This is a genomic window from Arthrobacter humicola (assembly GCF_022803015.1).
Taxonomy (GTDB): Bacteria; Actinomycetota; Actinomycetes; order Actinomycetales; family Micrococcaceae; genus Arthrobacter; species Arthrobacter humicola_A.
Genome location: NZ_JAFKON010000002.1, coordinates 483,383 through 508,273 on the forward strand (window position 1 = coordinate 483,383; position 24,891 = coordinate 508,273).

Genomic DNA, 24,891 nt, shown 5'->3' on the forward strand with positions numbered 1-24,891 from the left:
CATGGACCCCGGTTTCCTGCTCAGCGGGCGCTACCGGATCGAAGAACTCATTGGCCGGGGCAGCCAATCGAGCGTGTACCGTGCCACGGACGAGGTCCTGGGGCGTGAAGTGGCAGTCAAACTCTTCCGCGACGGGACAGTGGACGAAGAACGGACCCGCAGGCAAGCCGATGAAGTGCGGATCCTGGCGGGGATGGCCCACCACGCCCTCGTGACATTGTTCGACGCCGGCACGGACCTCAGTGACCCGACCCGCCGGCTCAGTTATCTGGTGATGGAACTCGTCCGCGGCCCCGACCTGCGCCGCCGCTCGGCCGAGGGCCCGCTGTCGGCGGCCCACATGGCGCTGATCGGACACGATCTCGCCGACGGTCTTGCGCACATCCACCACCACGGCATCATCCACCGGGACGTCAAGCCGGCCAACATCCTGCTCGTGGACTACAGCGTCGAGGACCGGCGCGCCCGCGCCAAACTCAGTGACTTCGGCGTGGCCATCACCATCCGCGAAGGCCACCACGGCGACCCCGATGACAGCTCCGGCACCCCGGCCTACCTCAGCCCCGAACAGGCTGCCGGCGAACCGGCGGGCCCCGCCAGCGACGTCTATTCGCTGGGGCTGGTCCTGCTGGAAGGCCTGACCGGGAAAATGGCCTATCCCGGCGCGCCGGTGCAGTCCGCCCTGGCCCGGCTGCTCCACGACCCGGACGTCCCTGAAGACATCGCGCCCATGTGGGCGGCCCTGCTGACCTCCATGCTGGACAGGGATCCGGCCGCCCGCCCGCCGGCCCGGGAAGTGTCCCTGGCCCTGCGCCAGGAAGTCATCAACGGCACAGGACGCCGCCGCCGGGACCGGGCCGCGCTGTTGACCGACGAAGAAGGGCGCATGCAGGCGGTCGAGCGGTACCGGATCCTGGACACTCCCGCGGACGGCGTCTTTGACCGGATCGCGGCGCTGGCCGCACGCATGTTCTCGGTGCCCGTGGCGATTGTCAGTGTTGTGGACCATGACCGGATCTGGTTCAAGTCCCACCACGGCACGGATGTCACGGAAATCGGCCGGGACCCCGGATTGTGCGCCTCCGCCGTCCTGCAGGGCGATGCCTGGATTGTCCAGGACGCCGTCAACGATCCCCGGACGCTGGCCAACCCCCTCGTGGCAGGCGAGTTCGGCCTGCAGTTCTATGCCGGGGTGCCGCTGCGCACTCCGGACGGCTACAACCTGGGCACCTTCTGCATCCTGGACCGTGAGCCCCGCGAGTTCAGCGATGAGGACACGGCTGCGCTGGAGGACCTGGCGGCGCTCGTGATGCACGACCTGGAGTTGCGGCTCCACAGCCGGCGGGCGCTCGCCGGGTAACCCGCGGTCCGCCTGACGGGCTGGCCTACCGCCGGCCGGCGTGAAGGGCCAGTTCGAGTTCGAAGCGCGCCGTTGGGTCCTCGAGGGCGTCGCCAAAGAGCTCGCGCAGCTGCGCTGCCCGGTAGCCCACGGTCTGCGGGTGAATCCCGAGCTCGGCGGCCACGGGCGCCCGCTGGCCCCAGTGGCGCAACCAGGAGAGCAGGGTTTCGGCGAGCCGGTCGCGCTGTGCGGGCCGGAGCCCTTCCAGCGGCGCGAGCCGGCGGTTGGCGAGTTCCGTGATCGCTGAGGGTTCTGCACCGAGAATCACCTGCGCCAGGTGCTCGTCGGCCCAGATCGGGGGATCATCCGGTCCCTCCCGCGGAGGCAGTGCTGCGGCCGCCAGCACGGCCAGCCGCAGCGAATCCGGAACCCTCTCCCAGCCCCCGGCCGGTCCCACGGAAGCGCCGCGCCCCTTCAGGGCACGGTCCAGGTCGTCCCGGGCGGAGCGCGACATCCGCGCCGGCACCAAGGCGACAACATCGGTCTCGCGCTCAATCACAAGGGTGCCCGGGCCCAGGCGCAGCCGCAGCCCGGCCGCCCGGTCCAGCGGCAGCGTCACCACCGCCATGCGCTGGGGCAGGGACCAGTCCGCCATCGCCGCCGTCTGGCGCAGGGCCGCCTCGTCGGCCTGGCCTAGCAGGAGCAGGTCCAGCAGTTCGGTGCGCCGCCGGTCCACTGCTCCGGCCCGTTCGGACTGCTCAAAGGCGTAGGCCTCGGCGCTGACCGCCGACAGCTCATCGATGTACGCGAGGATCGATTCGCCCAGGTCCACCACGACGCCCTGGCCCAGATGGTGTTCCACTGAGACTTTGGACATCTCCCGGAACGTCACGCGGGCGCCCATCCGGTAGGCGCTCAGGAGCGCGTCCATGCTCCGCCCCTGCCGGAACTCGCCGCTGCCCAGCCCGGCCACCAGTTCCCGGCTTTCCTCGGACAGCGCCGGCAGCCGGGTCCCGGGCAGTTGCAGGAAGCGGTCCAGCGCCGCGGCCACGCCCCTGCGCAGCCCCCTGCCAAAGCGCCCCTCGATCGGCCTGGCGTACGCCGGGACGAGCTGCGGGACGGCCTCGATGATGGCCTCGACAATGCCGGGCATCCGCGGCCGCAGCATGTCGCTGACCTCCCGCGGCAGGGCCAGCCAGGGAGGATCGTAGGCGGGGGTGGGGTCGGCAGGCTCCCGGGCAGGGGATGTGTTCATGGAAAGTCCGATGAGTTGTTGCGGCGGGATAGTTTTCTCAAGTCGATCGTATGCCTTGGGTGAAGAAGTATGGCGCAATCTGACATAAGCTTGATGAATGATCCGGCTCCGTAAGCTGGCGCGCGCCGCATCTCTACTGACCACCCCACTAGCTCCAGAAGACATTCTGTCGCTGTTCAATCCCGTGTTTTCCGCCCGCCAATTGCGCGGCGTGGTCACCAGGGTGGTTCCAGAAACGGCCGATTCCGCCACCATTTTCTTCCGTCCCGGCCGCGGCTGGCAAGCACATCTTGCCGGCCAGTGGGCCCGTATTGGCGTCGAGCTCGACGGTGTCCGCCACTGGCGGTCCTACTCGCTCAGCGCCCCCGCCGGACAGGACCCGGCAATCACCGTGACCGACATGGGCGCCGTGTCCGGGGCCCTCGTGCGCGGCACCAAGCCCGGCGACGTCCTGTTCCTGGCGCCCCCGCAGGGCGATTTCGTCCTTCCCGAGCATCCGCGGCCGCTGCTCATGCTCACGGCCGGCAGCGGGATCACCCCGGTGATGTCGATGATCCGCACGCTCGTTCCGCACCGCCCGGATTCGGACGTCGTCCTGATCCACACCGCCCGCACCGCCGCGGACACCATCTTCCGTGAAGAACTCGCCGAGCTCGCCGACCAGTTCCCCAACCTGCGCGTCACGCACTGGTTCACTGGTGAGAGCGGACGGCTGGACTTCACCTCGGCCGCCGACCTGGACCGGCTCTGCCCGGACTGGCGCCAGCGCGCCGCCTACGCATGCGGTCCGGAAGGGTACCTCAACGACGCCGAGGCGTTGTGGGAGGCCGAAGCGGAGGACGCCCAGCAGGCCGCGGCCAGCTCGGGCACCCTGACCATCGAACGCTTCAGCACCAGCCTCGCCGGCGGCGCAGGGCACGACGGCGGCCTGGTCACCTTCGAGGCCTCCGACCGTGAAGTCGAGGCCGATGGCGACACCCCGCTGCTCGATGTCGGCGAGGACGCCGGCATCCTCATGCCCAGCGGCTGCCGGATGGGTATCTGCCACAGCTGCCTCATCCCGCTGCGGGCCGGCCACGTCCGTGACCTGCGCACCAACGAAGTGCACGGCGAGCCCGGCCAACTAATCCAGACGTGCGTGTCGGCAGCCGCCGGCCCCGTTAACCTCGACCTCTGAGGAGTATCACCGCATGACGATTGTTTCCAACAAACCGGACCTTTCCGACGCCGACACCCCCGCCACCAGCGGTTCAGCGGACACAGCAAAGGTCGTCACGGTCGCGAAGACGCGGCCCGGAGCCCTCGCCGAAACCGGCAGCCCGCTGCTGCGCCCTCCCGCGGCCGCCCACCTCTCCGACGAGCAGGTGGCGGAGCTGGGGCGCGAACTCGACGCCATCAAGGATGACATCCTCGCCAAGCGCGGGTCCGCCGATGCCGCCTACATCCGCCGCATGATCAAGATCCAGCGCGGCCTGGAGCTCTCCGGCCGTGCCCTGCTCCTTGTCAGCAAGAAGAAGCCCGCCTGGTTCGCCGGCACCGCGCTGCTGAGCTTCGCCAAGATCCTGGAAAACATGGAACTTGGGCACAACATCCTGCACGGGCAGTGGGACTGGATGCGGGACCCGGACATCCACTCCACCACCTGGGAATGGGACTTCGTCACCCCCGCGCGCTCCTGGCAGCACACCCACAACGATCTCCACCACCGCTGGACAAATGTGGTCGGCAAGGACAACGACATCGGATACAACCTGCTGCGGATGGATCCGGACCAGAAATGGACTCCCTTCAACCTGGGCAACCCGCTGTACAACGCGCTGCTGGCACCGGTCTTCGAGTGGGGCATCGCGATCTACGACCTCGAACTGGTGGACTACAAAGAGGGCCGGAAGTCCAAGGAAGCCCTGACCAAGGACCTGAAGGCCCTCGGCCGCAAGGCACTGACGCAGTTCACCAAGGACTACGCCGCCACTCCCGCCGTCGCCATGCTGACCGGTTCCGGCAAGCAGGCCCTCTACGGCACGCTGACCGCCAACGCCGTCCGCAACGTGTGGGCGCACGCAGTGATCTTCTGCGGCCACTTCCCCGAAGGCACTGACACCTTCACCGAGGAAATGGTGGAGGGCGAGACCCGCGGTGACTGGTATGTGCGGCAGATGATCGGCTCGGCCAACATCTCCGGCTCCAAGTTCATGCACCTCATGACCGGCAACCTCTCGCACCAGATTGAGCACCACCTGTTCCCGGACCTTCCCTCGAACCGCTATGCGGAAGTGCAGCCGAAGGTGCAGGAGATCTGCAAGCGCTACGGACTGCCGTACACCACGGGCCCGCTGCTGAAGCAGGTCGGCTCCACGTGGGCGAAGATCTTCAAGCTGGCCCTGCCGCCCAAGAAGGCCTAGCAAACCCAGGCCGGCTCAGCCGGAGTGAAATCAGGAGAGGGGCGTCTGCCATCGCGGCAGGCGCCCCCTTTTCGTTGTGCCGGAACGTGCTCAGGATTTGCCCGCCACACCGAGGACGTGGGCCAGCCGCGGATTGCCGGGAAGCACCGAAAAGCCGAAGCGCTCGATGCCCTGCACGCTCAGGCCTGCCGCGGCGATCATGGCGGCGGTGTCACGGTTCGGGTGGCATCCGCCTGCCAGCCGGCCCCACAGCGGTGTGAGCAGGTCTTCGGCGGCCCCCAGCAGGCGGTGCGCTGAGCGGACGTGTTCGTAGAACAGCAGCAGGCCGCCGGGGCGCAGGACCCGGACCACCTCCGCCAGGGCGAGGGACGGGTCCGGCACGCTGCACAGCACCAAGCTGGAAACAACGACGTCGGCCGAGGCATCCGCCGCCGGCAGCGCTTCCGCCACGCCGTCCCTCACCGTGACGGGCACAGGCGCCCTGCCGGCGGCGGCGAGGGCCAGCGCACGGAGCGTGGGGTCCGGTTCGAGGGCCAGCACACCGGACACCGCGGAAGGGTAGAACGGGAAGGTGGCCCCGTAGCCCGCCCCGATTTCGATGACGAAGCCGTGCGCCGGCGCCACGAGCCGGCGGCGGTGCTCTGCTGCGCCGCGGGCGTCCATCCGCGGACCCACCCGGGCATACGATCTCCCGAATGATGACTCACGGCGGGTGGTTTCCGGCATCGGGGCCTCCAACAGGTCAGCTGACCGCGGCCGGGTTGAGCTTAAGCCTGCGCAGCAACTGGGCGTTCAGGGCAACCACAATGGTCGACGCCGACATCATCACGGCGCCCGCGGCGGGGGACAGGACAATTCCGGCGAAGGCGAGGACACCGGCAGCCAGCGGCACCGAGATGACGTTGTATCCGGTGGCCCACACGAGGTTTTGCCACATCTTCCGGTAGCTCGCCCTGGAAAGATCGAGCATTGACAGCACAGCCCGCGGATCGTTGCCGGCCAGGACCACACCGGCGGATTCCGCGGCCACATCCGTGCCGCCGCCAATCGCGATCCCCACCTCCGCCCGTGCCAGCGCGGGGGAGTCGTTGACGCCGTCGCCCACCATGGCCACCTTCAGCCCGCGGCCCTGGAGCTCCGCCACTTTCTTGTCCTTGTCGGCCGGGAGTACCTCGGCGAACACTTCGTCGATGCCGAGCTCGGCGGCGACGGCGTGCGCCACCTGCCGGGCGTCGCCGGTGACCATGGCCACCTTGATGCCGCGTGCCTGCAGGGCCCGGACGGCCTGGCGGGACTCGGGCCGCACGGCATCCTCGAGGCTGACAGCACCCAGGACCCTGCCGCCGTCCACGACATGAAGCACCGCCGCGCCGCGCTCCAGCCAGGCGCCGGTCGTGGCGGCCAAATCCGACGGCTCCGGCAGACCCAGCTCCCGGAGCAGGGCCGGACCGCCCACCTGGACCGTGCGGCCGTCGACCGTGGCGCGGACTCCGCGGCCAGTCAGCGACGTGAACCCGTCCGCCGTCGGAAGCTTCAGTCCCCGTTCACGGGCCGCGGCAACGATTGAGCGGGCCAGGGGATGCTCACTGTCAGCCTCCACGGCGGCCGCGAGTGCCAGCACCGTATCCTGCGCAGCGTCTTGGCCGGTTGTTCCCGCGTCTGCGGCGGCGACTTCCTTGAGTTCCGGTTCGCCCCTGGTCAGGGTTCCGGTCTTGTCGAACAGCACGACATCGACTGTCCGCATGCGCTCCAGCGCCATCCGGTTCTTGATCAGGACGCCCGCCCGGGCGGCGCGCTCGGTGGAAATGGCGATGACGAGCGGGATGGCAAGGCCGAGGGCGTGGGGGCAGGCGATGACCAGGACAGTGACGGTGCGGGTGACCGCGTCTCCTAGGCTGCCCATCAGGGTCCAGAAGATGAACGTCAGGACGCCGGTGCCGGCCGCGAAGTAGAAGAGGAAGGCCGCAGCCCGGTCGGCCAGGGCCTGGGCCCGGGAGGAGGAGGCCTGCGCCTCGGCCACGAGGCGCCGGATCCCGGCGAGGGCCGTGTCCTCGCCGATGGCCGACACCCGGACCCGCACGGAGTTGTCAGTGGCGATGGTGCCGGCCACCACGGGATCCCCCGGGGCCCGCAGGACGGTTTTTGATTCGCCCGTGATCATGGATTCGTCGAATTCGGCCTGCCCGCCGCTGACGGTGCCGTCGGCCGGCATCCGGCCGCCGGGGCGGACCAGGATGGTGTCCCCGGCACGGAGTTCGGCGAGGCTGACGGTCTCCGTGCCGGCGGCCGTGACGCGTTCCGCTTCGTCGGGCAGCAGCGCCGCCAGGGCATCCAGCGCACCCTGCGCCGAGCCGAGGGCGCGCATCTCGATCCAGTGGCCCAGCAGCATGATGGGGACCAGCAGCGCCAGCTCCCACCAGAAGTCGAGATCGAAACCGCCGATGCCGAGGCTGGTCACCCAGGAGGCGATAAAGGCGACGCTGATGGCCATGGCAATCAGCAGCATCATCCCCGGTTTTCGCGTCTTCAGTTCATTGAGTCCGCCCTGGAGGAACGGACGGCCGCCGTAGAGGTAGATCGCCGTGCCGAAGACCGGCGGGATCCATGCTGAGCCGGGGAAGGCGGGAGGAGCGTAGCCCAGGAGTTCCGCGAACATGGGGCTGAAGAAGACCACCGGCACGGCCAGGGCCAGGGACAGCCAGAACCTGTCCCTGAACATCGCGACGCTGTGCCCGGCATGCTGGCCGTGAGTGTGTACCGTGTGCTCGTCCGCGGCGGAGCCCACAGCATGGTTGCCGTGCGGCGTCCCGCCCGGGCGGTGGTTTCGGAGGCCCTGGTCCGCGCCGGGGCTGCTGTGCCGGTGTTCCATGGTGTGTGCTCCTGACGGATGCTCAGTCATCTGCGGCTACGCCCAACATACCCCCGGGGGGTATCTTTGGCAAGAGGGCATTTCCAGCCTCAGCGGACCTCGATAAGGCCCATCATCCCCAGGTCCCAGACCACCGGGGCGCCCGGCTTCCGCGGCGTCAGCTGATCAGCAGTCCCAGGGCCTCGGCCAGGTGGCCGACCTCGCGGACCGAGAAGCCCGCCGGAACCGGTCCGTGCCCGTTGGGGCTGGCCGGTACCACGGCATGGGTGAAGCCGAGCCGGTGCGCCTCCTGGATGCGCTGGTTGATGCCGGGCACCGGGCGGACTTCGCCCGCCAGGCCCACCTCGCCGAAGGCTATGAGCCGCTGGGGGAGCGGCTTCCTGGCCTTGGCCGAAGCCACCGCCAGGGCCACGGCGAGGTCCGTGGCGGGTTCGCTGAGCTTGACCCCGCCGACCGTTGCCACGTACGAGTCGTCCTTGTTCAGCAGGCAGCCGGCGCGCTGCTGCAGGACGGCCAGCAGCATCGCGACGCGCGAGCTGTCGAGCCCGCTGGTGGCGCGGCGGGGCTGGGAGCTGGCACTCTCGGCGAGCAGCGCCTGCACCTCGGCCAGCAGCGGCCGGCGGCCCTCCAGCGTGACCGTGATGCAGGTTCCCGAAACGGGCTCCTTGGTCCGGGAGACGAACAGCCCACTGGGATCGGCGAGGCCCTCGATGCCGTCCTCGTTCAGATCGAAGCAGCCGACGTCATCGGTGGGTCCGTAGCGGTTCTTGACCGCGCGCAGCAGCCGCAGCCGCGAGTGCCGTTCGCCTTCGAACTGGCAGACGACGTCCACGAGGTGTTCCAGCAGCCGGGGCCCGGCGATGGAGCCGTCCTTGGTCACGTGCCCGACCAGCAGCGTGGTCATGTTGCGGCGCTTGGCCGCGGCGATCAGGGACGCCGCCACCTCGCGCACCTGGGACACGCCGCCGGCGCTGCCCTCGACGTCGGCGCTGCTGAGGGTCTGCACGGAGTCCACCACCAGCAGGCGTGGCTCCAGCTTCTCCACCTGCCCCAGGGCCTGCCCCAGGTCAGTTTCGGCAGACAGGTACAGGGATTCGGCGACGGCGTCGATCCGGTCCGCGCGGAGCTTGACCTGGGCCGCGGATTCCTCGCCGGTGATGTAGAGGACGTCCTGCGCCGTGCGGGCGAACTTGGCCGCAACGTCCAGCAGCAGCGTCGACTTGCCCACCCCGGGCTCGCCCGCCAGCAGGATCACGGCGCCTGGCACCAGCCCGCCGCCGAGCACACGGTCGAGTTCATCCACGCCGGTGGGCAGGAACGCGGCGGTAGTGGCGTCGACGTCGGCGATCCGGCGGGCCGGTTCCAGGACCGTCGTGGCCGCCGTCGTCCGGGCGACGGCGGTGCCGGTCTCCTCCACGCTGCCCCACGCCTGGCACTCGCCGCAGCGGCCCACCCACTTGGCCGTCGTCCAGCCGCATTCGGCGCATTTATAGCCGGGCGCCTTCGGCCCCCGGGAAGTCTTCGTAGCCATTGGTCCACACTATCGGGGGCCAGCGACAACAAGTGCGCCGGCGGCGGGGTCAGCAGGCCCGTGCCCCCAGCTGCAGCAGCTACAGCGGGGGCAGGATGTCCCGGGCTTCCTTGGAATCCAGCCCGGCGGCCTCGAGCAGGTCCACCATGAGCGGGCGGAACAACATGACCACCGTTTCGCCCTCCAGCCGCTGGACGTCCAGTATCCGCGGATGCAGCCGGCCTGCGATCTCCCGCAGCTCCGAGCGTGCTGTCCGCAGGTGGGCGCGGCGGGCGCCGTCGTGGACTTCCGCCAGGCCGAGCGAGAGCTCGTCGACGGCGGCGGCCGTCTCCTGCAGGACCTCGGCGATGTTCTGGGTGGCCTCGTCCGAGAGCGCCGCATGGTTGATGGCGCTGGTCAGTCGGCGCGCAAAGACCCGGCTGTTGCGCAGCGCGAGATCGATGTAGTCCAGCGACTGCTCCATCTGGTCCAGTTCGTCCCGGTGCCGCCGGTAGGCTGGGGCCAAGGTTGCCACTTCGCCGGAGGCACGCAGCGACTGGCGCATGGCGTCGACGAGCGGCTGGCAGTTCCGGCCCCGGATGAGGGCGTGCCAGGCCTGGGTGGAATCGCTGTAGCTCAGCGCCGAGGCGCATTCCCGCAGCACCTCGGCGAGCTCGTGCAGGAGCTTCTTGACGTCGCTGCGGGGTTCACGCCGCGGATCCTTGGGAACGAGGACGGTCATCAGCAGCGCGAACACTCCGCCCACCACGGCGTCGATGCTGCGGGTGAACGGGCCCCCGATCGGTGCGGGCAGGAGCACCACGAGCACCGACTGCAGGCCCAGTTGCGTCGTGAAAATCGTCCCGCTGTCCAGGAACCTGGCCAGCAGGATGGAGAAAAGGAGCACGACGGCGGCCTGCCAGATTCCGGAGCCCAGCCAGTGCAGCAGCAGGTCTCCGACCACGATTCCGAGCGTGCAGCCCAAGCCCACCTCGATGACGCGGCGCAGCCGGGGGTCGCGGGAAAAACCGAGCGCAATAAGGGATGACGTGGCCGCAAACAACGGCCCGCTGTGACCCAGGACGTATTCTGCGAAAGCGTAAGCGCCCACGGCGCAAGTGGTCATCTGGATGGCCGGGCCCAGGGAGTTCCGGCTCCGGACAAAGCCGGTGCGGACCCGGCCGCGCAGGAATCGTGCGCTTGCGGAGAGTCCAGTCGCGGAGGCCATGCCCTCCAGTCTATTTGCTGCGCCGGGACGGCCGGCACGGCAGGACACGGCACGGGCCGCGGGCACTGTGCGGCTGATACGACTGTGACGCACAGAACACAATGGCGGCCCGGCATATGTAAGCCAATAGTCCCGCGTCGTTCACCGGCCGTTCACTTTGGTCCGCAATTCTCTTCACCTGGGCCACTTACGGTCGGTAAAGGTACAAACCCGTACGCATCCCTGCGGGCCTTCTCCGGGCCCGGCACTCACAGCCCTGGAAGGGGTACAACTCAGTGAAGGCTCTCCGCTTCGGCCGCAACGCGGCTATCGCTGTAATCGCCGTCGGCGCACTTGCGCTGACCGCCTGCGGTTCGGACAACGCAACCAACACGGCCCAGACCGCCGCGCCGTCCGCCTCGGGTCCCGCGGTCACCGGCACCCTGACCGGCATCGGTTCTTCCGCCCAGGGCGCAGCCATGGATGTCTGGAAGACCAACTTCGCTACCGCGAACCAGGGCGCAACTGTGCAGTACTCCCCGGACGGTTCCGGCGCCGGACGCAAGGCGATCCTCGACGGCTCGGCCCAGTTCGCCGGCTCCGATGCCTACCTCAAGGATGACGAACTCGCCAGCTCCAAGGAAAAGTGTGGTCCCGACGGGGCCATTGACATTCCGGTCTACATTTCCCCGATCGCCGTCGCCTTCAACGTCCCTGGCATCACGGACCTGAAGCTCGACGCCGCCACCGTCGCAAAGATCTTCCGCGGCGAGGTCGCCAACTGGAATGACCCCGCCATCGCGGCCATGAACCCGGGCGTCCAGCTTCCGGACCTCAAGGTCACCCCGGTGAACCGCTCCGATGACTCGGGCACCACCACCAACTTCACCGACTACCTGTCCGCCGTAGCCCCCACCGTGTGGACCGACAAGGCAGCCGGCGTCTGGCCCGCCAGCCTGAAGGGCGAGAACGCCAAGGGCACCTCCGGCGTCGTCAAGACTGTCACCGACACCCCCGGCGCCGTGACCTACGCCGACGACTCCGCTGTCAGCGGCAAGCTCGGCACCGCGCAGATCAAGGTCGGCGACTCCTTCACAAAGATCTCCGCCGAGGCAGCTTCCAAGGCAGTCGACCAGGGCAAGCCGGTCGAGGGCCGCAACGCCAACGACCTCGCCATCAAGCTGGACCGCACCACCACGGCCGCGGGCGCCTACCCGATCGTCCTGGTGTCCTACCACATCGTCTGCACCACCTACGACACGCAGGCCACCGCTGACCTGGTCAAGGCCTTCGTCAAGTACGCCGCCTCCGACGCGGGCCAGCAGGCCGCCGCCGACGCCGCCAAGTCGGCGCCGCTGTCCAAGACCCTCCAGGACAAGGCAATGGCTGCCGTCGACTCCGTCAAGGCCAAGGCCTAGGAATACGCTGCGCCGCGAGGCGAAGTGGAAAAGGGCATAGTGGAAACACGGGCCTGATCAAGGTTCCCTGCATCATGGCGGCCGTCACCGGCGGCCGCCATGGAGCAGGGAACTGACGCGTTTGTTCCATACATCAAGATTTGCCGGGCACCGGCCGCGGAGGCCTCCGCACCCGGCGCCCGGATCCCATCCAAACCGAAGGACCGTGAAGTGACCACCACCTCCCTGACCAAGTCCCGGGGCGCAGGCCACGCCGGTGACAAAGTCTTTTCCGCAGCCACCTTGGCAGCAGGGTGTTTGATCCTCGTCGTGCTCTTCGGCGTGGCACTGTTTCTCGTGATCCAGGCGCTCCCCGCCCTCGTGGCTCCGGCGGACAAGATCCAGGGCGGCGAAGGATTCTTCACCTACATCTGGCCGCTCGTCATCGGCACCCTCATCGCCTCGGTGATCGCTCTCGTGATCGCGACGCCGATCGCGATCGGCGTCGCGCTGTTCATTTCGCACTTCGCGCCGCGCCAGCTCGCCTCCGGCCTGGGTTACGTGATTGACCTCCTCGCCGCCATCCCGTCCGTGGTCTACGGCGCCTGGGGCGTCGCGTTCCTGGCCAAGGAAATCTCGCCGTCGTACAACTGGCTGGCCGAGAACATGGGCTGGCTGCCGATCTTCCAGGGCCCCGCCTCCGCCACCGGCAAGACCATCCTGACGGCCGGAATCGTGCTCGCCGTCATGGTCCTGCCGATCATCACCTCCCTGACCCGCGAAATCTTCCTGCAGACCCCCAAGCTGCACGAAGAGGCCGCGCTGGCGCTCGGGGCCACCCGCTGGGAGATGATCCGGATGACCGTGCTGCCGTTCGGCCGGCCGGGAATCATCAGCGCCGTGATGCTGGGACTGGGCCGGGCCCTCGGCGAGACCATGGCCGTCGCGCTGGTGCTGTCCTCCGGAGCCCTGACCGCCAGCCTGATCCAGACCGGCAACCAGACCATCGCCGCCGAAATCGCCCTGAACTTCCCCGAGGCCAGCGGGATCAAGGTCAACACGCTGATCGCCGCGGGCCTGGTGCTGTTCGTCATTACCCTCGGAGTAAACATGATTGCCCGGGGAATCATCAGCCGGCACAAAGAATTCTCGGGAGCCAACTAAATGACCTCCACCCTGACTCCGGTACGCAAGCGCTCGGCGCTGACCAGGGGCCAACTGCCCAAGGCCGCGCCGTACATCGTCCTGGCCGTTGCCTTGATCCTCGGCGCGGCGATCCTCGCGCTGATCGGCTTCAATGCCTTCGGCTGGGGCGTCGTCTCCGCCATCCTCTTCGCCGCCGGCCTGGTGGGCTGGAGCCTTGTTGTGGAAGGCGCCCGCAAAGCCAAGGACAAGCTGGCCACCTGCCTGGTTGTGGGGGCCTTCCTGGTTGCCCTGCTGCCCCTGTTCTCGGTGATCTGGACCGTACTGATCAATGGGCTCCCCGGGCTCCTGGATCCCGGTTTCCTCACCACCTCCATGAACGGGGTCACCGGCGCCTTCGACAACAAGACGGTGGAGGAAGGCGCCCCCCTGCTGGGCGGCATCTACCACGCGCTCATGGGCACCTTGCTGATCACGGTGCTCGCCACCCTCATCTCGGTCCCCGTGGGCCTGCTGACCGCGATCTACCTCGTGGAATACGGCGAGGACCGCGCACTGGCCCGGGCCATCACCTTCTTCGTGGACGTCATGACCGGCATTCCCTCGATTGTCGCAGGCCTGTTCGCCGCCGCCGCGTTCTTCGCGGTGGTCGGCCCGGGCACCAAGACCGGCGCCGTCGCCGCCGTCGCACTGTCGGTGCTGATGATCCCGGTGGTGGTCCGCTCCAGCGAGGAAATGCTCAAGATCGTGCCCAACGAACTCCGCGAGGCCGCCTACGCCCTCGGCGTCCGCAAGTGGCGGACCATCCTCAAGGTGGTCCTCCCGACGGCGATCTCCGGCATCGCGTCCGGCATCACCCTGGCGATCGCCCGCGTGATCGGCGAAACCGCGCCGATTCTGGTCACCGCCGGATTCGCGACCACCATCAACACCAACGTGTTCAGCGGCTGGATGGCCTCCCTGCCGACCTTCATCTACACCCAGATCCTGAACCCCACCTCGCCGTCGAACCCGGATCCGTCCTCCCAGCGGGCCTGGGGCGCGGCCCTGGTACTCATCATCCTGGTGATGCTGCTCAACCTCGGCGCCCGCCTGATTGCCCGCATCTTCGCCCCCAAGACAGGCCGCTAGGCCATCCGCGCCCGCCGCCCCTACCTCCAGCAAGTGAAGGAACACCATGTCTAAGCGCATCGACGTCAAGGACCTGAACGTCTACTACAGCAAATTCCTGGCCGTCGAAGGCGTCAACATCAACATCGACGCCAAGTCCGTCACGGCCTTCATCGGCCCCTCGGGTTGCGGCAAGTCCACCTTCCTGCGCACCCTGAACCGCATGCACGAGGTCATTCCCGGCGCGAGGGTTGAAGGCGAAGTGCTGCTGGACGGGGACAACCTGTACGGCCCCGGCGTCGACCCGGTCACCGTCCGGTCCCAGATCGGCATGGTGTTCCAGCGCCCCAACCCGTTCCCCACCATGTCCATCCGGGACAACGTGCTGGCCGGCGTGAAGCTGAACAACACGAAGATCTCCAAGGGCGAGGCCGATGTCCTGGTGGAGCGGTCCCTGCAGGGGGCCAACCTGTGGAACGAGGTCAAGGACCGCCTGGCCAAGCCCGGCTCCGGGCTGTCCGGCGGCCAGCAGCAGCGCCTGTGCATTGCGCGCGCGATTGCCGTTGAACCCCAGGTGATCCTCATGGACGAGCCCTGCTCCGCCCTGGACCCGATCTCGACGCTGGCCATTGAGGACCTCATCAACGAGCTCAAGGACCAGTACACGGTGGTGATCGTGACGCACAACATGCAGCAGGCGGCCCGCGTGTCGGACAAGACGGCCTTCTTCAACATTGCCGGCACCGGCAAGCCGGGCAAGCTGATCGAGTTCGGCGACACCCCCACGATCTTCAGCAACCCGACCGAGAAGGCCACCGAGGACTACGTCTCCGGCCGCTTCGGATAACCAGGCTGCTACAGGCCGGCCGCCGTCGAGAGCGCCAACTGCAGGACGAACGCGGCGGCAGCGGTGACAACCGGGGTCGCTACCCAGAACACCAGGATGCGGATCACCAGCCGCCGGTCGGTGCCCGGGAAACACTGGTTGGCGCCGGCGCCAAGGGTTGCCGCCGTCACCGTGTGCGTCGTGGAGACGGGCCAGTGCAGCCCGATCGCGCCCACCAACAGCATCACCGCACTGTACATCTGCGCGACGAATCCGCGCAGGGGATCGACCCGGGTCAGCCGGTAGCCGATGGTGTAGGAAATCCGCCACCCGCCCGCGAGGGTTCCCGCCGACAGCAAGACGGCCGTCAGCAGGGCCACCCACACCGGCACTGAACCGCCGTCGGAGAGCCCGGCCGCCAGCAGCGCCAGGATCACCACCGCGCTGGTGCGTTGGCCGTCCTGCAGCCCGTGCCCGAAGGCGACGGCGCCCGCGGCAATGGCCTGGGCCCGCCGGGAGCGGGTGTTGACGACATTGGGCGGCGTGTACCGGGCCGCCCAGCCCGCGGGCCAGACCAGCAGGAACGACCCCGCATAGGCGATCACCGGTGAGATCAGCAGCGGGAGCACCACCTGGGACAGGAGCGAGGCGTCAACGCCCATGACGGGGTTTCCGCCGACGGCGACGCTGGCGACCCCCGCCCCGGCGAGCCCGCCGACCAGGGCATGGGTGGAGGACGAGGGGATGCCGCGCCACCACAAGTAGACGCCCCATAGGATGGCACTCAGCAGCGCGGCCAGCAGAATCGTCAGGCCGTTTGTGCCCGGCGGCAGCGACAGCCACGCCTGGCTGACGGCCAGAGCCAGGGCGGCGCTCAGCCCGGCACCGATGAAGTTGAACAGGCTGGCCAGAATCACCGCCACTGTTGGGGTCAGCGCGCGCGTCCGCACGGCCAGCGCCACCGACGAGGACGCGTCCCTGAACCCGTTGAGGAATGCAAAGGCCCCGGCGCAGAGCAGCACCAGGGCAAGGAAGAAGAGCACCACGTCAGGATTCCTTGACGATGATGCTGCCCACCTGGGTGGCGATCCGGCGCATGTCCTTCGTGACTTCCACGAGCTGGTTCGCGACATCGCGGTTGCGCGCGTACTGCATGGCCTTCATCTCGTGGAGCATGTCCGCGACCCAGACCCGGTGCGTGCGCTCGGCACGCTTGGCCAGGCGCAGGATCTCGATCCAGTAGTCCTCGAGGTCGTCCAGATTGTTCAGCCGCCGCATCGCATCGACCGTTAGTTCGGCCTGGCGGCTGATGATTTCCAGCTGGTCGGCGGCCCGTCTGGGCAGCCGTTCGAGCTTGTAAAGGGAGACGAGCTCGGCGGCGGCGTCGAGCTTCTCCATGGCCTCGTTGAGGAACCGGGACAGCGTGTACATGTCCTCGCGCGGCAGCGGGTTCACGAAGCTGGTGCGCATGTGGGTCAGGAGGGCAAAGTGCAGCTCCGCGGATTTGGCCTCGTGGTTGTGCATGTCCTCCACCAGCCGGGCATGCTCGCTGGCCGGGGCGCCGAGGATCTCGGAGAGCGTTCCGGTCCCCAGCACGATCTGGCGCGCCATTTGGGAGAGCAGGTTCAGTCCGGCGGACTCCTGGGGGAACAGGCGCAGCTTCACGTGGTGTCACCGGTCTTCCGGGAGGGGGTTCGCGGGTGGAGTCGGCCGGCCGTGTGACTTGACGGTGACCAGTGCATACGCATCACTTTACCGTCCGCGGCGGGTCCGGCCCGGCCCGACGCGGCGTGTGACGGCGCAGGTGAAAACCGGGCGAACATCAGGGTAAGAAGGCATGAAAATGGTGCCGAACCGGATACGCCTCTCGGCGGTAGGCCGCTCTAGGCGGCTAAATGTTGAAGCCCGGGGGTTTCGCGGTTCGGCACCGCTTTTAGTTTTCTACGTAGGTTCATGCAAGTCAACATTGACAGCCTGCCCGAGCCGTGCGTGTCCTGGGTGCTGCGGGCCCGTCATCCGGGCGCCTGCCGCCCGGCCCGGCTGGCCCCTCAGTCCAGCTCGCCCAGCCGCCACGCGTTGGCGGCGTGCTCGAGGTCCTCGGCCGTCTTGACGAGCAGATGCGAGTTGCGGGTGAGTTTGCTGGCGTGGTTTTCGTTGCTGTGCTCGGCGTTGTCCGCAAGCGTTGCCTGGCCCAGGGCCACCACGCGGCAGAACGCTGCGGAGCGTTCCAGGGCGACGTCGAATTCGCCGTCGAACGCCCCGGAGAGGATGGCGTCCGCCATGGATTTCATCTCATCGGCGCCGGGCGGTTCGGCCGCGCCGGCGACCACATGCGAAACCTGGGCCGTGTCCTTGCCCGCCTTGAAGTAGACGGAGATCCGCTCGGGATCCTGGATGGTGGCGGCCCGCAGGGCGTACAGGCGCCACAGCGCGCCGGGGAGGGACCGGGCGGGGCTTTCGGCCCACATTTCGGCGATTGCTTCCAGGCCCTGCTCATCGGCGAGTTTGACGAGCCGTTTGGTGACTTTAGGATCGTCGCTGTCCCGGCCGCGGCGCACGAGAGCCTGCGCGGCCAGATGGGCCGCCTCCGAGACGCGGGCAGGATCGGCCCCTCCGGCGAAAGGCTCAAAGTCGATCGGTGCGAAGGGTTTCGGCTTGTGATGCCGCGGGCCGGGGGCGCTTGATCCTGCTTGCTCGCTCATGCCCCCACGCTACTCCAGTGCCGCAAGGGAATCGAGGATCGGTGCGCCCTGCTGCCATAGACGCCGGGGGCCGACGACGCCGGTGCGGCCAACGTGAAAAAAGCTGGCCCGGGTCTGGGGTACAGTGTTAACGTCCAGAAATGGACTGGGCCGAAACGCGCTGCAGCAGCGGATTTATCCGCTGGTTCGGGGCTCTCGGCTGGGGCCTTTAGCTCAGTTGGTAGAGCATCGGACTTTTAATCCGTGGGTCGTGGGTTCGATCCCCACAGGGCCCACTCTTTTAGCGAAGAGTGGAAAAACCCCGGTTTCCTGGCAACAGGAAGCCGGGGTTTTTTGTGCCCGCCACCGGGGTCCTGTCCTGGCGGGCCGGGGCCCCAGCCCCCAGGGCTCCGGGGCCCTGGGGCCCTGTGGCTGCAGCCCCCCGGATTGTACGGCTGGCTAGTTACCAGTTCCGCTAGGCTTGGCGAATGGACTCCCACGGCGCCTCCGGATACTGGTATGGCCCCGATGACAGCCTGGATCCTCCGGCGGCGATCCTGCAGGCCCTCCGCGACTATCGGATCTCGGAGGTGGCGACCAGGCGGTCCACCCGCGATTCGATGGGGATGGGTGAGACCGACCTGCTGGCTTTGCGCTACCTGCTGCGGGCCAAAGCGACAGGCGAACGGGTTGGCCCGAAGGATCTCAGCCGCGTCCTGGGCATCACCACCGCTTCCACAACGTCCCTGATCGACCGGCTGGTAGCAAGCGGGCACGTCCGGCGGGAGCCGCACCCGACGGACCGGCGCTCCCTTGTGATCGTGCCGACGGTGGCGACGGATTCCGAAGTCCGCGCCACGCTTGGACACATGCACCGGCGCATGATGGCGGTGGCAGAGTCCATGAGCGCGGAGGACGCCCGCGTGGTTATCACTTTCCTCCGCCGGATGAGCGCGGCCATCGGCGCCGAGCGGCATGACTAGCTCGTTTAACTAGTTATATGTATGCTTACTACTTGTTTTTTAGATCTCAACGAGAGTAGGCGCCGTGGCTGAATCCGCAACCCTGACCGGGGACCCCGCGACAGAGCTCCCGCCCGGTGCCCCGCTGCACTGCGGCGCACCCATGCAGTGGACCTCGCCGGAGCCGGCCATGCCCTCCTACTCGTTCGGGCCCGCGGACCCGTCCCTCGATCTCCCGGCCCTGTGGCGCTGTCCCTGTGGCTTCCAGCTCGACGGCGGTATCCAGTTGGGGGACGGACTCCACTTCGCCGACGGTTTCCAGGCGGAGAGCGTGTTCCAGCCGGAGGTCGGGTACCGGTTGGGCGGGATCCAGCTGGATGGTGGCGAACAGGGCGTCGATCAGGCTGCCGCGGGGCTTGCCGCGGCCTGCTGACCCAGCGGCCGCTTCTCACCAGCCCGCTCTTCACCGCAGCACCGCGTCAGCCGGGCCCCGGCTCCTCACCCCGGGGCACCAGCCGGGGCCGGGCCGGCACCAGCGCGGTGGGGGAGGCCACCTGCAGCCGGTCCGCAGGGAGACCCGGCAACCCGGATGCCGCGTCCAGACGAAACGTTACGACGTCGCCGGAGCGTTCGTGGGCGACGTGCAGCAAACCGTCGCGGATCAGATGGTGCCGGGGCCAGTTGCCGCCGCTGGGGACGTCGGCCACCGGACGCAGCGCCGCGCCCCCGGCCTCCACCTCCAGCACGCAGATCCGGTTCGAACCGCGGACGCCCACATAGGCGTACCTGCCGTCGGCCGCCAACGCGATCTCTGCCGCCGAATCATCCGGCTGCGCCCCGCCGGCGGCGGCGGGCCCGACGAAAGCGAGCCGGAAGTCCCCGGAGTCCGGCGACAACCCGGCCACAGCCACCTCGATTGAATACTCGGTCACCACAAAGACGTGGCCGCCCGGATGCTGGACCAGGTGCCGGGGGCCGCTGCCCCGCGGCAGGACCACCTCGTGGTCCAGGACCGGGCCCAGAGCCCGCTCCGGTCCGGAGCCGACACTCCAGATCCGCAGCAGGTCGTGGCCGAGGTCGGTGGTCATCACCCTGCCGTCGGCCAGCATGAGTGCCGCGTGAGCGCGGCTCGGCCGTTTTTCCCGTTCGCCGGGGCCGCCGCCGGGAGCCTCGCCGTACGGGTCTCGCGATTCGACGCCGGCCGTCCGGTCAACGATGCCGCCGTCGGCGTCGAGCTCATAGAACAGCACCTGGCCGTCGCCCCAGCAGCAGACAACGAGGAAACGGCCGGAAGGCTCGACGGCGACATGGCAGGCCGCGTCACCGGCCGGCCACGCCGGGCCCGCGGGCTCCAGGCCAAACGCGCCGGCCCGGCGGTAGGCCCGGACGGTCCGGGCCTGCTCGGCCACGGCATAGAGCACGGGGAGAGAAGGGTGGACCGCCAGGAAGGACGGCGAGTCGGCCGGCGCCGCAACACCCAGCCACCGCATTGTGCCGTCCGCCGCCGCGGCAACCGCGCCGATCCCCGTGCCGCGGCCGCCGGAATCTGCCGTGTAGGAGCCGGTCCAGACGAGATCGTGTGCAGGCAGGGAGTCCATGCTGCCATCCTGCCAGCCGCCGCCGCCAAGGCATCCCAAGCAGGCATCCCAAGCAGGCGGCACAATCCGCCGCCGCAACCCGCCGCCGCAAAACCCCGACCAATCACAGCAGACCCAATCACAGCTGGCCGCGGGCGGCTTCGGTAGCATGGGGCAATCGAGCAACTGCAGCAAAGGAGGTGGGTCCCGTTCACGCAAGTCCAGCAAGGATGCTCGCCCAGCAGTGCCGGCCGCGGCCAGCTCACGGTGAGGGCGTCTGACACCCGACCGAAAGGCGCTCCCATGCCAGTAGTCCGCCATCTTTCCCCGCACGAGATACTCACGGCCAGGCTCCGCTCAGCCGGCTGCGTGTTTGCCGAAGACGAGGCCCGTCTGCTGATCGACGCGGCCCCGACGCCGGAGGCGCTCGAACGGATGGCCGGCCGGAGGGTCGCAGGCCTTCCCCTTGAACACATTCTCGGTTGGGCGGAATTCTGCGGACTCCGCATCGCGGTCGACACCGGAGTCTTCGTGCCCCGCCGCCGGACGGAATTCCTTGTCCGGCAGGCCGCTGCGCTGCTGGACGCAAGCCGCATGGCGCGGGGCGACGCCCCGGCACCGGTCGTTGTCGATTTGTGCTGCGGGTCCGGCGCTGTCGGTACGGCGCTCGCGGCCCTCGCCGGCCCCGCCGAACTCCACTGCGCCGATATTGACCCCGCGGCTGTGTCCTGTGCACGCACCAACGTCCTGCCCCTGGGCGGGGAGGTCCACGAGGGTGATCTCTATGCTCCCCTCCCGCCAGGCCTCCGGGGCCGGGTCCGGCTGCTGGCCGTCAACGCCCCCTACGTTCCCTCGGCAGACATCGAAACCATGCCGCAGGAAGCGCGCGTCCACGAGCCGCGGGCCTGCCTCGACGGCGGCGCCGACGGGCTTCAGGTGCAGCGGCGGGTCGCCGCCGGCGCACGTCAGTGGCTGGCGCCCGGCGGCCACGTGCTGATAGAGACCAGCCGCCGGCAGTCCGCGCAGACGGCCGGAATCCTCCGCGGGCACGGGCTGGCGGCCCGGGTGCTGCGCTCGGAGGACCTGGGGGCCACCGTGGTGGCCGGCGAGCTGCTGCCCTCCGGCGGGCGGTAGCCGGCAGAGGCGGCGACGGTGGCCCCTCAAAGAACCCCTAGGGCAGTTTGTCCTCGTTCACGTTGGTGGCCGGGCCCGCCGGGGTGGCACCGCCCTCGTCCGACCAGTCCTGGCCGGTCTGGTCGGTGAGCGCAGGGTCGGAATGGACATCGCTGGCCGCGGGTGCCGGCGTTCCGGGCGTGGCTGCTCCCTGTTTTCCGGGCGTGGCCGTTCCGGGCGTGGCCGCGGACGTGCTTCCGTGGCCGGCATCGCGGTGGACAGCGGAGCTTATGACGGTACCGGCGCGGCGGGCGGCTTCGCCGAGATGCTCGGAGACCTCGGGGGCTTTGTCTTTGACCGTTTCTGCTGCCGCGGCCACCTTGTCCTGGACCGGCTTGCTGTGCCAGAGCTCTGCCGACCTGGCCTTGAGCTTGTCATAGGCTGCGCGGCCTGACCGCGATCCCAAGACGTACCCTGCTGCCAGTCCGGTGGCGAAAAGAAATTTGCCCTTCATGCTGTGCTCCTGCTCCCTGACGTAGGTGAAAAGTAGACGTTGTTGAACAGTTCCTGGACGGTGGGTGGCAGTGCCGGCCCATGCGGCCGGCAGGCCGCCTTGCTGTCAAAATAGTGCAAAAAACCGGCCCCGGGAATAACCCAGAGCCGGTTTCCGGTCAGCTTCCGTGTTAACGGGCTGAGCGCTTGCTGATCATGCCGTAAACGAGCAGGACGATGATCGCACCGCCGATGGCCAGCAGCCAGGTCGACAGCGAGAAGAACTCGTTGATGCCCACGCCGAACAGTGCGCTGCCAATGAATCCGCCGAGCAGGGCGCCGACGACGCCCAGGATCAGAGTGATGATGATGCCACCGCCCTGACGTCCCGGGAGGATGGCCTTAGCGATTGCGCCGGCGATGAGGCCCAGAATCAGAAATGCGAGAAAACCCATTTTTCGTTCCTTCTTCTTTCATAGAGGAGGCACCCGGATTGCCGGGTGCGCTACATCCTTCTGCCCTAATACTAATCATGCTTAGTATCAAAGAGCCACCCGACACCCGTGGGTTCGGCGGGCGGGGTGCCAAAACAGCCGACTGCGCCCTACCATGCGTAGTCTTCCGGAGCCGTCCTGTGGCCCGGGAAAATCTCGTCGAGGCGCTTGAGCGCATCGGTGTCGAGCTTCAATTTGTGCGCCCTGACGGAGGCTTCGAGCTGCTCGAGGGTACGCGGGCCGATGATCGGAGCGGTGACTGCCGGCTGGTGGAGCAGCCACGCGAGTGCCACGTCCGCGGGTTCCTGACCCAGTTCGGCGGCGAATTCCTCGTATCGCCGGATCTGTTTCTGGTGCGACTTGAGCGCATCGAGGGCCCGGCCCGCGATGCGCCGGACGCCGTCGTTCTCCTTCTTCAGCACTCCGCCGAGCAGGCCGCCGTGCAACGGCGACCATGGCAGGATCCCCAGGCCATACTGCTGGGCGGCCGGGATGACCTCCAGTTCCACGTCCCGGGTCAGCAGGTTGTAAATCGACTGCTCGCTGACCAGCCCGTTGTAGTTGCGGCGGCCGGCGGTTTCCTGGGCCCGGGCGATGTGCCAGCCGGCGAAGTTGCTGCTGCCGGAGTATAGGATCTTGCCTTGCTGGACGGCGACCTCGATAGCCTGCCAGATCTCATCCCAAGGCGTGTTCCGGTCCACGTGATGGAACTGGTACAGATCGATGTAGTCCGTCTGCAGCCGTTTCAGGCTGGCGTCGAGCGCCCGGCGGATGTGCAGTGCCGAGAGTTTGGACTCGTTGGGCCGGTCGGTCATGGTGCCGAACAACTTGGTGGCAAGCACCGTGCGCTCGCGGCGCTCGCCCCCCTGGGCGAACCAGCGGCCGACTATCTCCTCCGTCCAGCCGCGGTGGCTGGACCCGCCATACACATTGGCCGTGTCGACGAAGTTGATGCCGGCGGCCTGCGCGGTGTCCAGGATGGCGAAGGCCTGCGTCTCCTCGGTCTGCGGGCCAAAGTTCATGGTGCCCAGGCAAAGGCGCGAGACTGTCAGGCCGGAGCGGCCCAGATGCGTATAGCGCATGAAGTTTTCCTCTCCGCCCTGGCCTCCTCTGCCCTGACGGGTTGCGGGTTTCTCCGGAGCGGGGCGGTGCGTGCCGGCCCGCTCCGGAGTCTGGCGTCAACGCTCCAGGCGGAACCCCAGCTTGATGGTGACCTGCCAGTCGGCGACCTGCCCGTTTTCAAGGTGGCCGCGGATCTCCTTGACTTCGAACCAGTCAAGGTTCCGGAGGGTCTTGGCGGCCTCGGCGATGCCGTTCCGGACGGCCGCATCGACGCCCTCGCTCGAGGTTCCGACAATTTCAGAAATGCTGTAAGTGTGATTAGACAACTTCGCTCCTCGTGATCGCCATCGATGCCCGGCTGTGGGCCGTTCCTGCAGACTAGCCGACCGAACCCGGCCGGACTAGGGGTTTGTGCCCGGAGTCCGGGACCCCGGGAGGCGGTCCGGGCAGCGGGCGTTTGGCCTGCCGGGGCGGGGCGTCTGCGCGCGGCCTGATCCGGCTCACCATCCAGGGCAGCATGTAGTGCGCCATCCAAGCCAGGTCACCGGCCCGGGTCTCCCGCCAGTTGCCCGGCGGCATCGGCTTCGGCTCCAGCGGCCGCAGGCGGTGTGGCACGCTGAGCGTGTCCAGGACCATGGCCGCAATGGTGTGGTGTCCCAGCGGCGAGAAGTGCAGGCGGTCCGGATCCCACATCTGCGGATCGCTCAGTTGCCGCAGGGCCCACAAGTCGGCGATGACGACATCATGCCGGGCGGCGATGACACGGATGTTCTCGTTGAATACCGCGACCTTCCCCCGGATGTGTCCGAACACAGCGGTCTCGCCCCAGTCCGGCCCGGTGAAGAGGACCACCGTGGCCCCGGTGGCGGAGAGGGCTGCCACGGCGTCGTCCAGGGCGGCGGCCATCCGGTCCGGATCGCCGCGATGAAACACGAGATCGTTCCCGCCGGCGGAGAGCGAGACGAGGTCAGGCTTCAGGTTCAGGGCCGGTCCGAGTTGCTGGTCGAGGATTTCGCGCAGGACCAGGCCGCTGATGGCAAGGTTTGCGTACCCGAACTCGCGGCGGCCCTCGCCGAGTTCCTCGGCGATGCGGTCCGCCCACCCCCGAATGCCCCCGGGGCTCAGCGGTTCCGGGTCGCCGACGCCTGCCGTGAACGAGTCGCCCAAGGCGACATACCGGCTCCACGGCCGGGAACGCAGGTCACCGGCAGGCCCGCGTGCGGAGCTCTGATCCCCTGGATGCCACGGCCCCGCGGCGGGGAGGTTGACGCCGGTACCGCCGGCGTCCGGCTCTAGGAACCTGGCGGCGTTCACATCACCAGCAATACGCCGATATTCCATGCCTCGCTAGGTACTTATGCCCCTAGCGGGGCGGCATGAGGCCGCGGCGGCCACCCCTGGCCGTCCGCCACCCGGGAGGCGAAATACTCAGGGGGGTATAATGGGGAGCCT

General features: G+C 68.3%; 24 protein-coding genes and 1 tRNA gene. 11 read left to right on the top strand and 14 right to left on the bottom strand.

Features of this window, described 5'->3' with window-relative positions; genetic code table 11:
* Nucleotide 1: 1 nt before the first annotated feature.
* Complete coding sequence (locus tag ARTB_RS07195) at nt 2-1,360, top strand: protein kinase domain-containing protein (RefSeq protein ID WP_243178325.1); 1,359 nt, start codon at nt 2-4, stop codon at nt 1,358-1,360.
* Between the two features lie 25 nt (nt 1,361-1,385).
* On the opposite strand, the gene ARTB_RS07200 is transcribed toward ARTB_RS07195, so the two are convergent.
* Nucleotides 1,386-2,594: a PucR family transcriptional regulator gene (locus tag ARTB_RS07200; RefSeq protein WP_243178326.1), complete on the bottom strand. Its 1,209-nt coding sequence runs from the start codon at nt 2,592-2,594 to the stop codon at nt 1,386-1,388.
* A 97-nt stretch (nt 2,595-2,691) separates the two neighbouring features.
* Between ARTB_RS07200 and ARTB_RS07205 the strand changes: the two genes are divergently transcribed.
* Together ARTB_RS07205 and ARTB_RS07210 are read left to right on the top strand one after the other, a co-directional pair.
* Nucleotides 2,692-3,771 carry a ferredoxin reductase gene (locus ARTB_RS07205; protein WP_243178327.1) on the top strand — a complete coding sequence of 360 codons (1,080 nt, stop codon included), beginning with the start codon at nt 2,692-2,694 and terminating at the stop codon, nt 3,769-3,771.
* Between the two features lie 13 nt (nt 3,772-3,784).
* Entirely contained in the window at nt 3,785-4,996 is a 1,212-nt protein-coding gene (locus ARTB_RS07210) for a fatty acid desaturase family protein (protein ID WP_243178328.1), read from the top strand.
* A 90-nt stretch (nt 4,997-5,086) separates the two neighbouring features.
* Here the strand turns inward: ARTB_RS07210 and ARTB_RS07215 are convergent, their stop codons facing one another.
* The 4 genes from ARTB_RS07215 to ARTB_RS07230 all read right to left on the bottom strand — a co-directional run bounded on the left by ARTB_RS07215 (nt 5,087) and on the right by ARTB_RS07230 (nt 10,603).
* Nucleotides 5,087-5,722 (bottom strand): class I SAM-dependent methyltransferase, encoded by a 636-nt coding sequence (locus tag ARTB_RS07215; RefSeq protein WP_243178329.1) that lies wholly within the window; start codon nt 5,720-5,722, stop codon nt 5,087-5,089.
* A 16-nt stretch (nt 5,723-5,738) separates the two neighbouring features.
* Nucleotides 5,739-7,865 carry a copper-translocating P-type ATPase gene (locus tag ARTB_RS07220; RefSeq protein WP_243178330.1) on the bottom strand — a complete coding sequence of 709 codons (2,127 nt, stop codon included), beginning with the start codon at nt 7,863-7,865 and terminating at the stop codon, nt 5,739-5,741.
* Between the two features lie 157 nt (nt 7,866-8,022).
* Complete coding sequence (gene radA / locus ARTB_RS07225) at nt 8,023-9,396, bottom strand: DNA repair protein RadA (protein WP_223914678.1); 1,374 nt, start codon at nt 9,394-9,396, stop codon at nt 8,023-8,025.
* A gap of 79 nt (nt 9,397-9,475) precedes the next feature.
* On the bottom strand, nt 9,476-10,603 hold the full coding sequence (locus ARTB_RS07230) for an FUSC family protein (protein ID WP_028276614.1): 1,128 nt from the start codon (nt 10,601-10,603) through the stop codon (nt 9,476-9,478).
* Between the two features lie 275 nt (nt 10,604-10,878).
* Between ARTB_RS07230 and pstS the strand changes: the two genes are divergently transcribed.
* The 4 genes from pstS to pstB all read left to right on the top strand — a co-directional run bounded on the left by pstS (nt 10,879) and on the right by pstB (nt 15,079).
* A complete protein-coding gene (gene pstS, locus ARTB_RS07235; protein ID WP_028276613.1) occupies nt 10,879-12,000 on the top strand; it encodes a phosphate ABC transporter substrate-binding protein PstS in 1,122 nt (373 codons plus the stop codon).
* A 210-nt stretch (nt 12,001-12,210) separates the two neighbouring features.
* Nucleotides 12,211-13,143 (top strand): phosphate ABC transporter permease subunit PstC, encoded by a 933-nt coding sequence (pstC, locus tag ARTB_RS07240; RefSeq protein ID WP_243178331.1) that lies wholly within the window; start codon nt 12,211-12,213, stop codon nt 13,141-13,143.
* Nucleotides 13,144-14,253 carry a phosphate ABC transporter permease PstA gene (gene pstA, locus ARTB_RS07245; RefSeq protein WP_243178332.1) on the top strand — a complete coding sequence of 370 codons (1,110 nt, stop codon included), beginning with the start codon at nt 13,144-13,146 and terminating at the stop codon, nt 14,251-14,253.
* A gap of 46 nt (nt 14,254-14,299) precedes the next feature.
* Nucleotides 14,300-15,079: a phosphate ABC transporter ATP-binding protein PstB gene (pstB, locus tag ARTB_RS07250; protein WP_018774898.1), complete on the top strand. Its 780-nt coding sequence runs from the start codon at nt 14,300-14,302 to the stop codon at nt 15,077-15,079.
* Between the two features lie 8 nt (nt 15,080-15,087).
* Here the strand turns inward: pstB and ARTB_RS07255 are convergent, their stop codons facing one another.
* From ARTB_RS07255 to ARTB_RS07265, 3 genes are all read right to left on the bottom strand, one after another.
* Nucleotides 15,088-16,104 (bottom strand): inorganic phosphate transporter, encoded by a 1,017-nt coding sequence (locus ARTB_RS07255; RefSeq protein WP_243178333.1) that lies wholly within the window; start codon nt 16,102-16,104, stop codon nt 15,088-15,090.
* Nucleotide 16,105: 1 nt separating this feature from the next.
* Entirely contained in the window at nt 16,106-16,723 is a 618-nt protein-coding gene (locus ARTB_RS07260; protein WP_028276610.1) for a DUF47 domain-containing protein, read from the bottom strand.
* A gap of 383 nt (nt 16,724-17,106) precedes the next feature.
* Complete coding sequence (locus ARTB_RS07265; RefSeq protein ID WP_018774895.1) at nt 17,107-17,760, bottom strand: hypothetical protein; 654 nt, start codon at nt 17,758-17,760, stop codon at nt 17,107-17,109.
* Nucleotides 17,761-17,962: 202 nt separating this feature from the next.
* On the opposite strand from ARTB_RS07265, the gene ARTB_RS07270 reads away from it, so the two are divergent.
* From ARTB_RS07270 to ARTB_RS07280, 3 genes are all read left to right on the top strand, one after another.
* A tRNA-Lys gene (locus tag ARTB_RS07270) sits at nt 17,963-18,035 on the top strand.
* A gap of 192 nt (nt 18,036-18,227) precedes the next feature.
* On the top strand, nt 18,228-18,722 hold the full coding sequence (locus tag ARTB_RS07275) for a MarR family winged helix-turn-helix transcriptional regulator (protein ID WP_243178334.1): 495 nt from the start codon (nt 18,228-18,230) through the stop codon (nt 18,720-18,722).
* Between the two features lie 64 nt (nt 18,723-18,786).
* Nucleotides 18,787-19,134, top strand: a complete 348-nt coding sequence (locus tag ARTB_RS07280; RefSeq protein ID WP_243178335.1) for a hypothetical protein — start codon at nt 18,787-18,789, stop codon at nt 19,132-19,134.
* A gap of 46 nt (nt 19,135-19,180) precedes the next feature.
* Here ARTB_RS07280 and ARTB_RS07285 read toward each other — a convergent pair whose 3' ends face one another.
* Nucleotides 19,181-20,299 carry a lactonase family protein gene (locus tag ARTB_RS07285; protein WP_243178336.1) on the bottom strand — a complete coding sequence of 373 codons (1,119 nt, stop codon included), beginning with the start codon at nt 20,297-20,299 and terminating at the stop codon, nt 19,181-19,183.
* 282 nt (nt 20,300-20,581) lie between these two features.
* Between ARTB_RS07285 and ARTB_RS07290 the strand changes: the two genes are divergently transcribed.
* Nucleotides 20,582-21,412 carry a putative protein N(5)-glutamine methyltransferase gene (locus ARTB_RS07290; protein ID WP_243178337.1) on the top strand — a complete coding sequence of 277 codons (831 nt, stop codon included), beginning with the start codon at nt 20,582-20,584 and terminating at the stop codon, nt 21,410-21,412.
* 37 nt (nt 21,413-21,449) lie between these two features.
* Here the strand turns inward: ARTB_RS07290 and ARTB_RS07295 are convergent, their stop codons facing one another.
* The 5 genes from ARTB_RS07295 to ARTB_RS07315 all read right to left on the bottom strand — a co-directional run bounded on the left by ARTB_RS07295 (nt 21,450) and on the right by ARTB_RS07315 (nt 24,780).
* Nucleotides 21,450-21,905, bottom strand: a complete 456-nt coding sequence (locus ARTB_RS07295; protein ID WP_243178338.1) for a hypothetical protein — start codon at nt 21,903-21,905, stop codon at nt 21,450-21,452.
* Nucleotides 21,906-22,074: 169 nt separating this feature from the next.
* Nucleotides 22,075-22,338, bottom strand: coding sequence for a GlsB/YeaQ/YmgE family stress response membrane protein (locus ARTB_RS07300; protein ID WP_018774889.1), 264 nt, complete (start codon nt 22,336-22,338; stop codon nt 22,075-22,077).
* Between the two features lie 149 nt (nt 22,339-22,487).
* Entirely contained in the window at nt 22,488-23,459 is a 972-nt protein-coding gene (locus tag ARTB_RS07305) for an aldo/keto reductase (RefSeq protein ID WP_243178339.1), read from the bottom strand.
* Between the two features lie 96 nt (nt 23,460-23,555).
* The gene (locus ARTB_RS07310) at nt 23,556-23,765 is read right to left on the bottom strand and encodes a dodecin (protein WP_243178340.1); all 210 of its coding nucleotides are present in this window, start codon (nt 23,763-23,765) and stop codon (nt 23,556-23,558) included.
* Nucleotides 23,766-23,817: 52 nt separating this feature from the next.
* Nucleotides 23,818-24,780, bottom strand: coding sequence for an SGNH/GDSL hydrolase family protein (locus ARTB_RS07315; protein ID WP_243178341.1), 963 nt, complete (start codon nt 24,778-24,780; stop codon nt 23,818-23,820).
* Nucleotides 24,781-24,891 lie beyond the last annotated feature (111 nt).

Bases quoted from the DNA above. Each gene is read 5' to 3' on its own strand.
- ARTB_RS07215 (WP_243178329.1), bottom strand. From the start codon at position 5,722: ATGCCGGAAACCACCCGCCGTGAGTCATCATTCGGGAGATCGTATGCC.
- ARTB_RS07300 (WP_018774889.1), bottom strand. From the start codon at position 22,338: ATGGGTTTTCTCGCATTTCTGATTCTGGGCCTCATCGCCGGCGCAATC.
- ARTB_RS07210 (WP_243178328.1), top strand. From the start codon at position 3,785: ATGACGATTGTTTCCAACAAACCGGACCTTTCCGACGCCGACACCCCC.
- ARTB_RS07220 (WP_243178330.1), bottom strand. From the start codon at position 7,865: ATGGAACACCGGCACAGCAGCCCCGGCGCGGACCAGGGCCTCCGAAAC.
- ARTB_RS07315 (WP_243178341.1), bottom strand. From the start codon at position 24,780: ATGGAATATCGGCGTATTGCTGGTGATGTGAACGCCGCCAGGTTCCTA.
- ARTB_RS07205 (WP_243178327.1), top strand. From the start codon at position 2,692: ATGATCCGGCTCCGTAAGCTGGCGCGCGCCGCATCTCTACTGACCACC.
- ARTB_RS07200 (WP_243178326.1), bottom strand. From the start codon at position 2,594: ATGAACACATCCCCTGCCCGGGAGCCTGCCGACCCCACCCCCGCCTAC.
- ARTB_RS07290 (WP_243178337.1), top strand. From the start codon at position 20,582: ATGCCAGTAGTCCGCCATCTTTCCCCGCACGAGATACTCACGGCCAGG.
- pstA (WP_243178332.1), top strand. From the start codon at position 13,144: ATGACCTCCACCCTGACTCCGGTACGCAAGCGCTCGGCGCTGACCAGG.
- ARTB_RS07305 (WP_243178339.1), bottom strand. From the start codon at position 23,459: ATGCGCTATACGCATCTGGGCCGCTCCGGCCTGACAGTCTCGCGCCTT.
- ARTB_RS07295 (WP_243178338.1), bottom strand. From the start codon at position 21,905: ATGAAGGGCAAATTTCTTTTCGCCACCGGACTGGCAGCAGGGTACGTC.
- ARTB_RS07285 (WP_243178336.1), bottom strand. From the start codon at position 20,299: ATGGACTCCCTGCCTGCACACGATCTCGTCTGGACCGGCTCCTACACG.
- ARTB_RS07195 (WP_243178325.1), top strand. From the start codon at position 2: ATGGACCCCGGTTTCCTGCTCAGCGGGCGCTACCGGATCGAAGAACTC.
- pstB (WP_018774898.1), top strand. From the start codon at position 14,300: ATGTCTAAGCGCATCGACGTCAAGGACCTGAACGTCTACTACAGCAAA.
- ARTB_RS07265 (WP_018774895.1), bottom strand. From the start codon at position 17,760: ATGAGCGAGCAAGCAGGATCAAGCGCCCCCGGCCCGCGGCATCACAAG.
- radA (WP_223914678.1), bottom strand. From the start codon at position 9,396: ATGGCTACGAAGACTTCCCGGGGGCCGAAGGCGCCCGGCTATAAATGC.
- ARTB_RS07275 (WP_243178334.1), top strand. From the start codon at position 18,228: ATGGACTCCCACGGCGCCTCCGGATACTGGTATGGCCCCGATGACAGC.
- ARTB_RS07230 (WP_028276614.1), bottom strand. From the start codon at position 10,603: ATGGCCTCCGCGACTGGACTCTCCGCAAGCGCACGATTCCTGCGCGGC.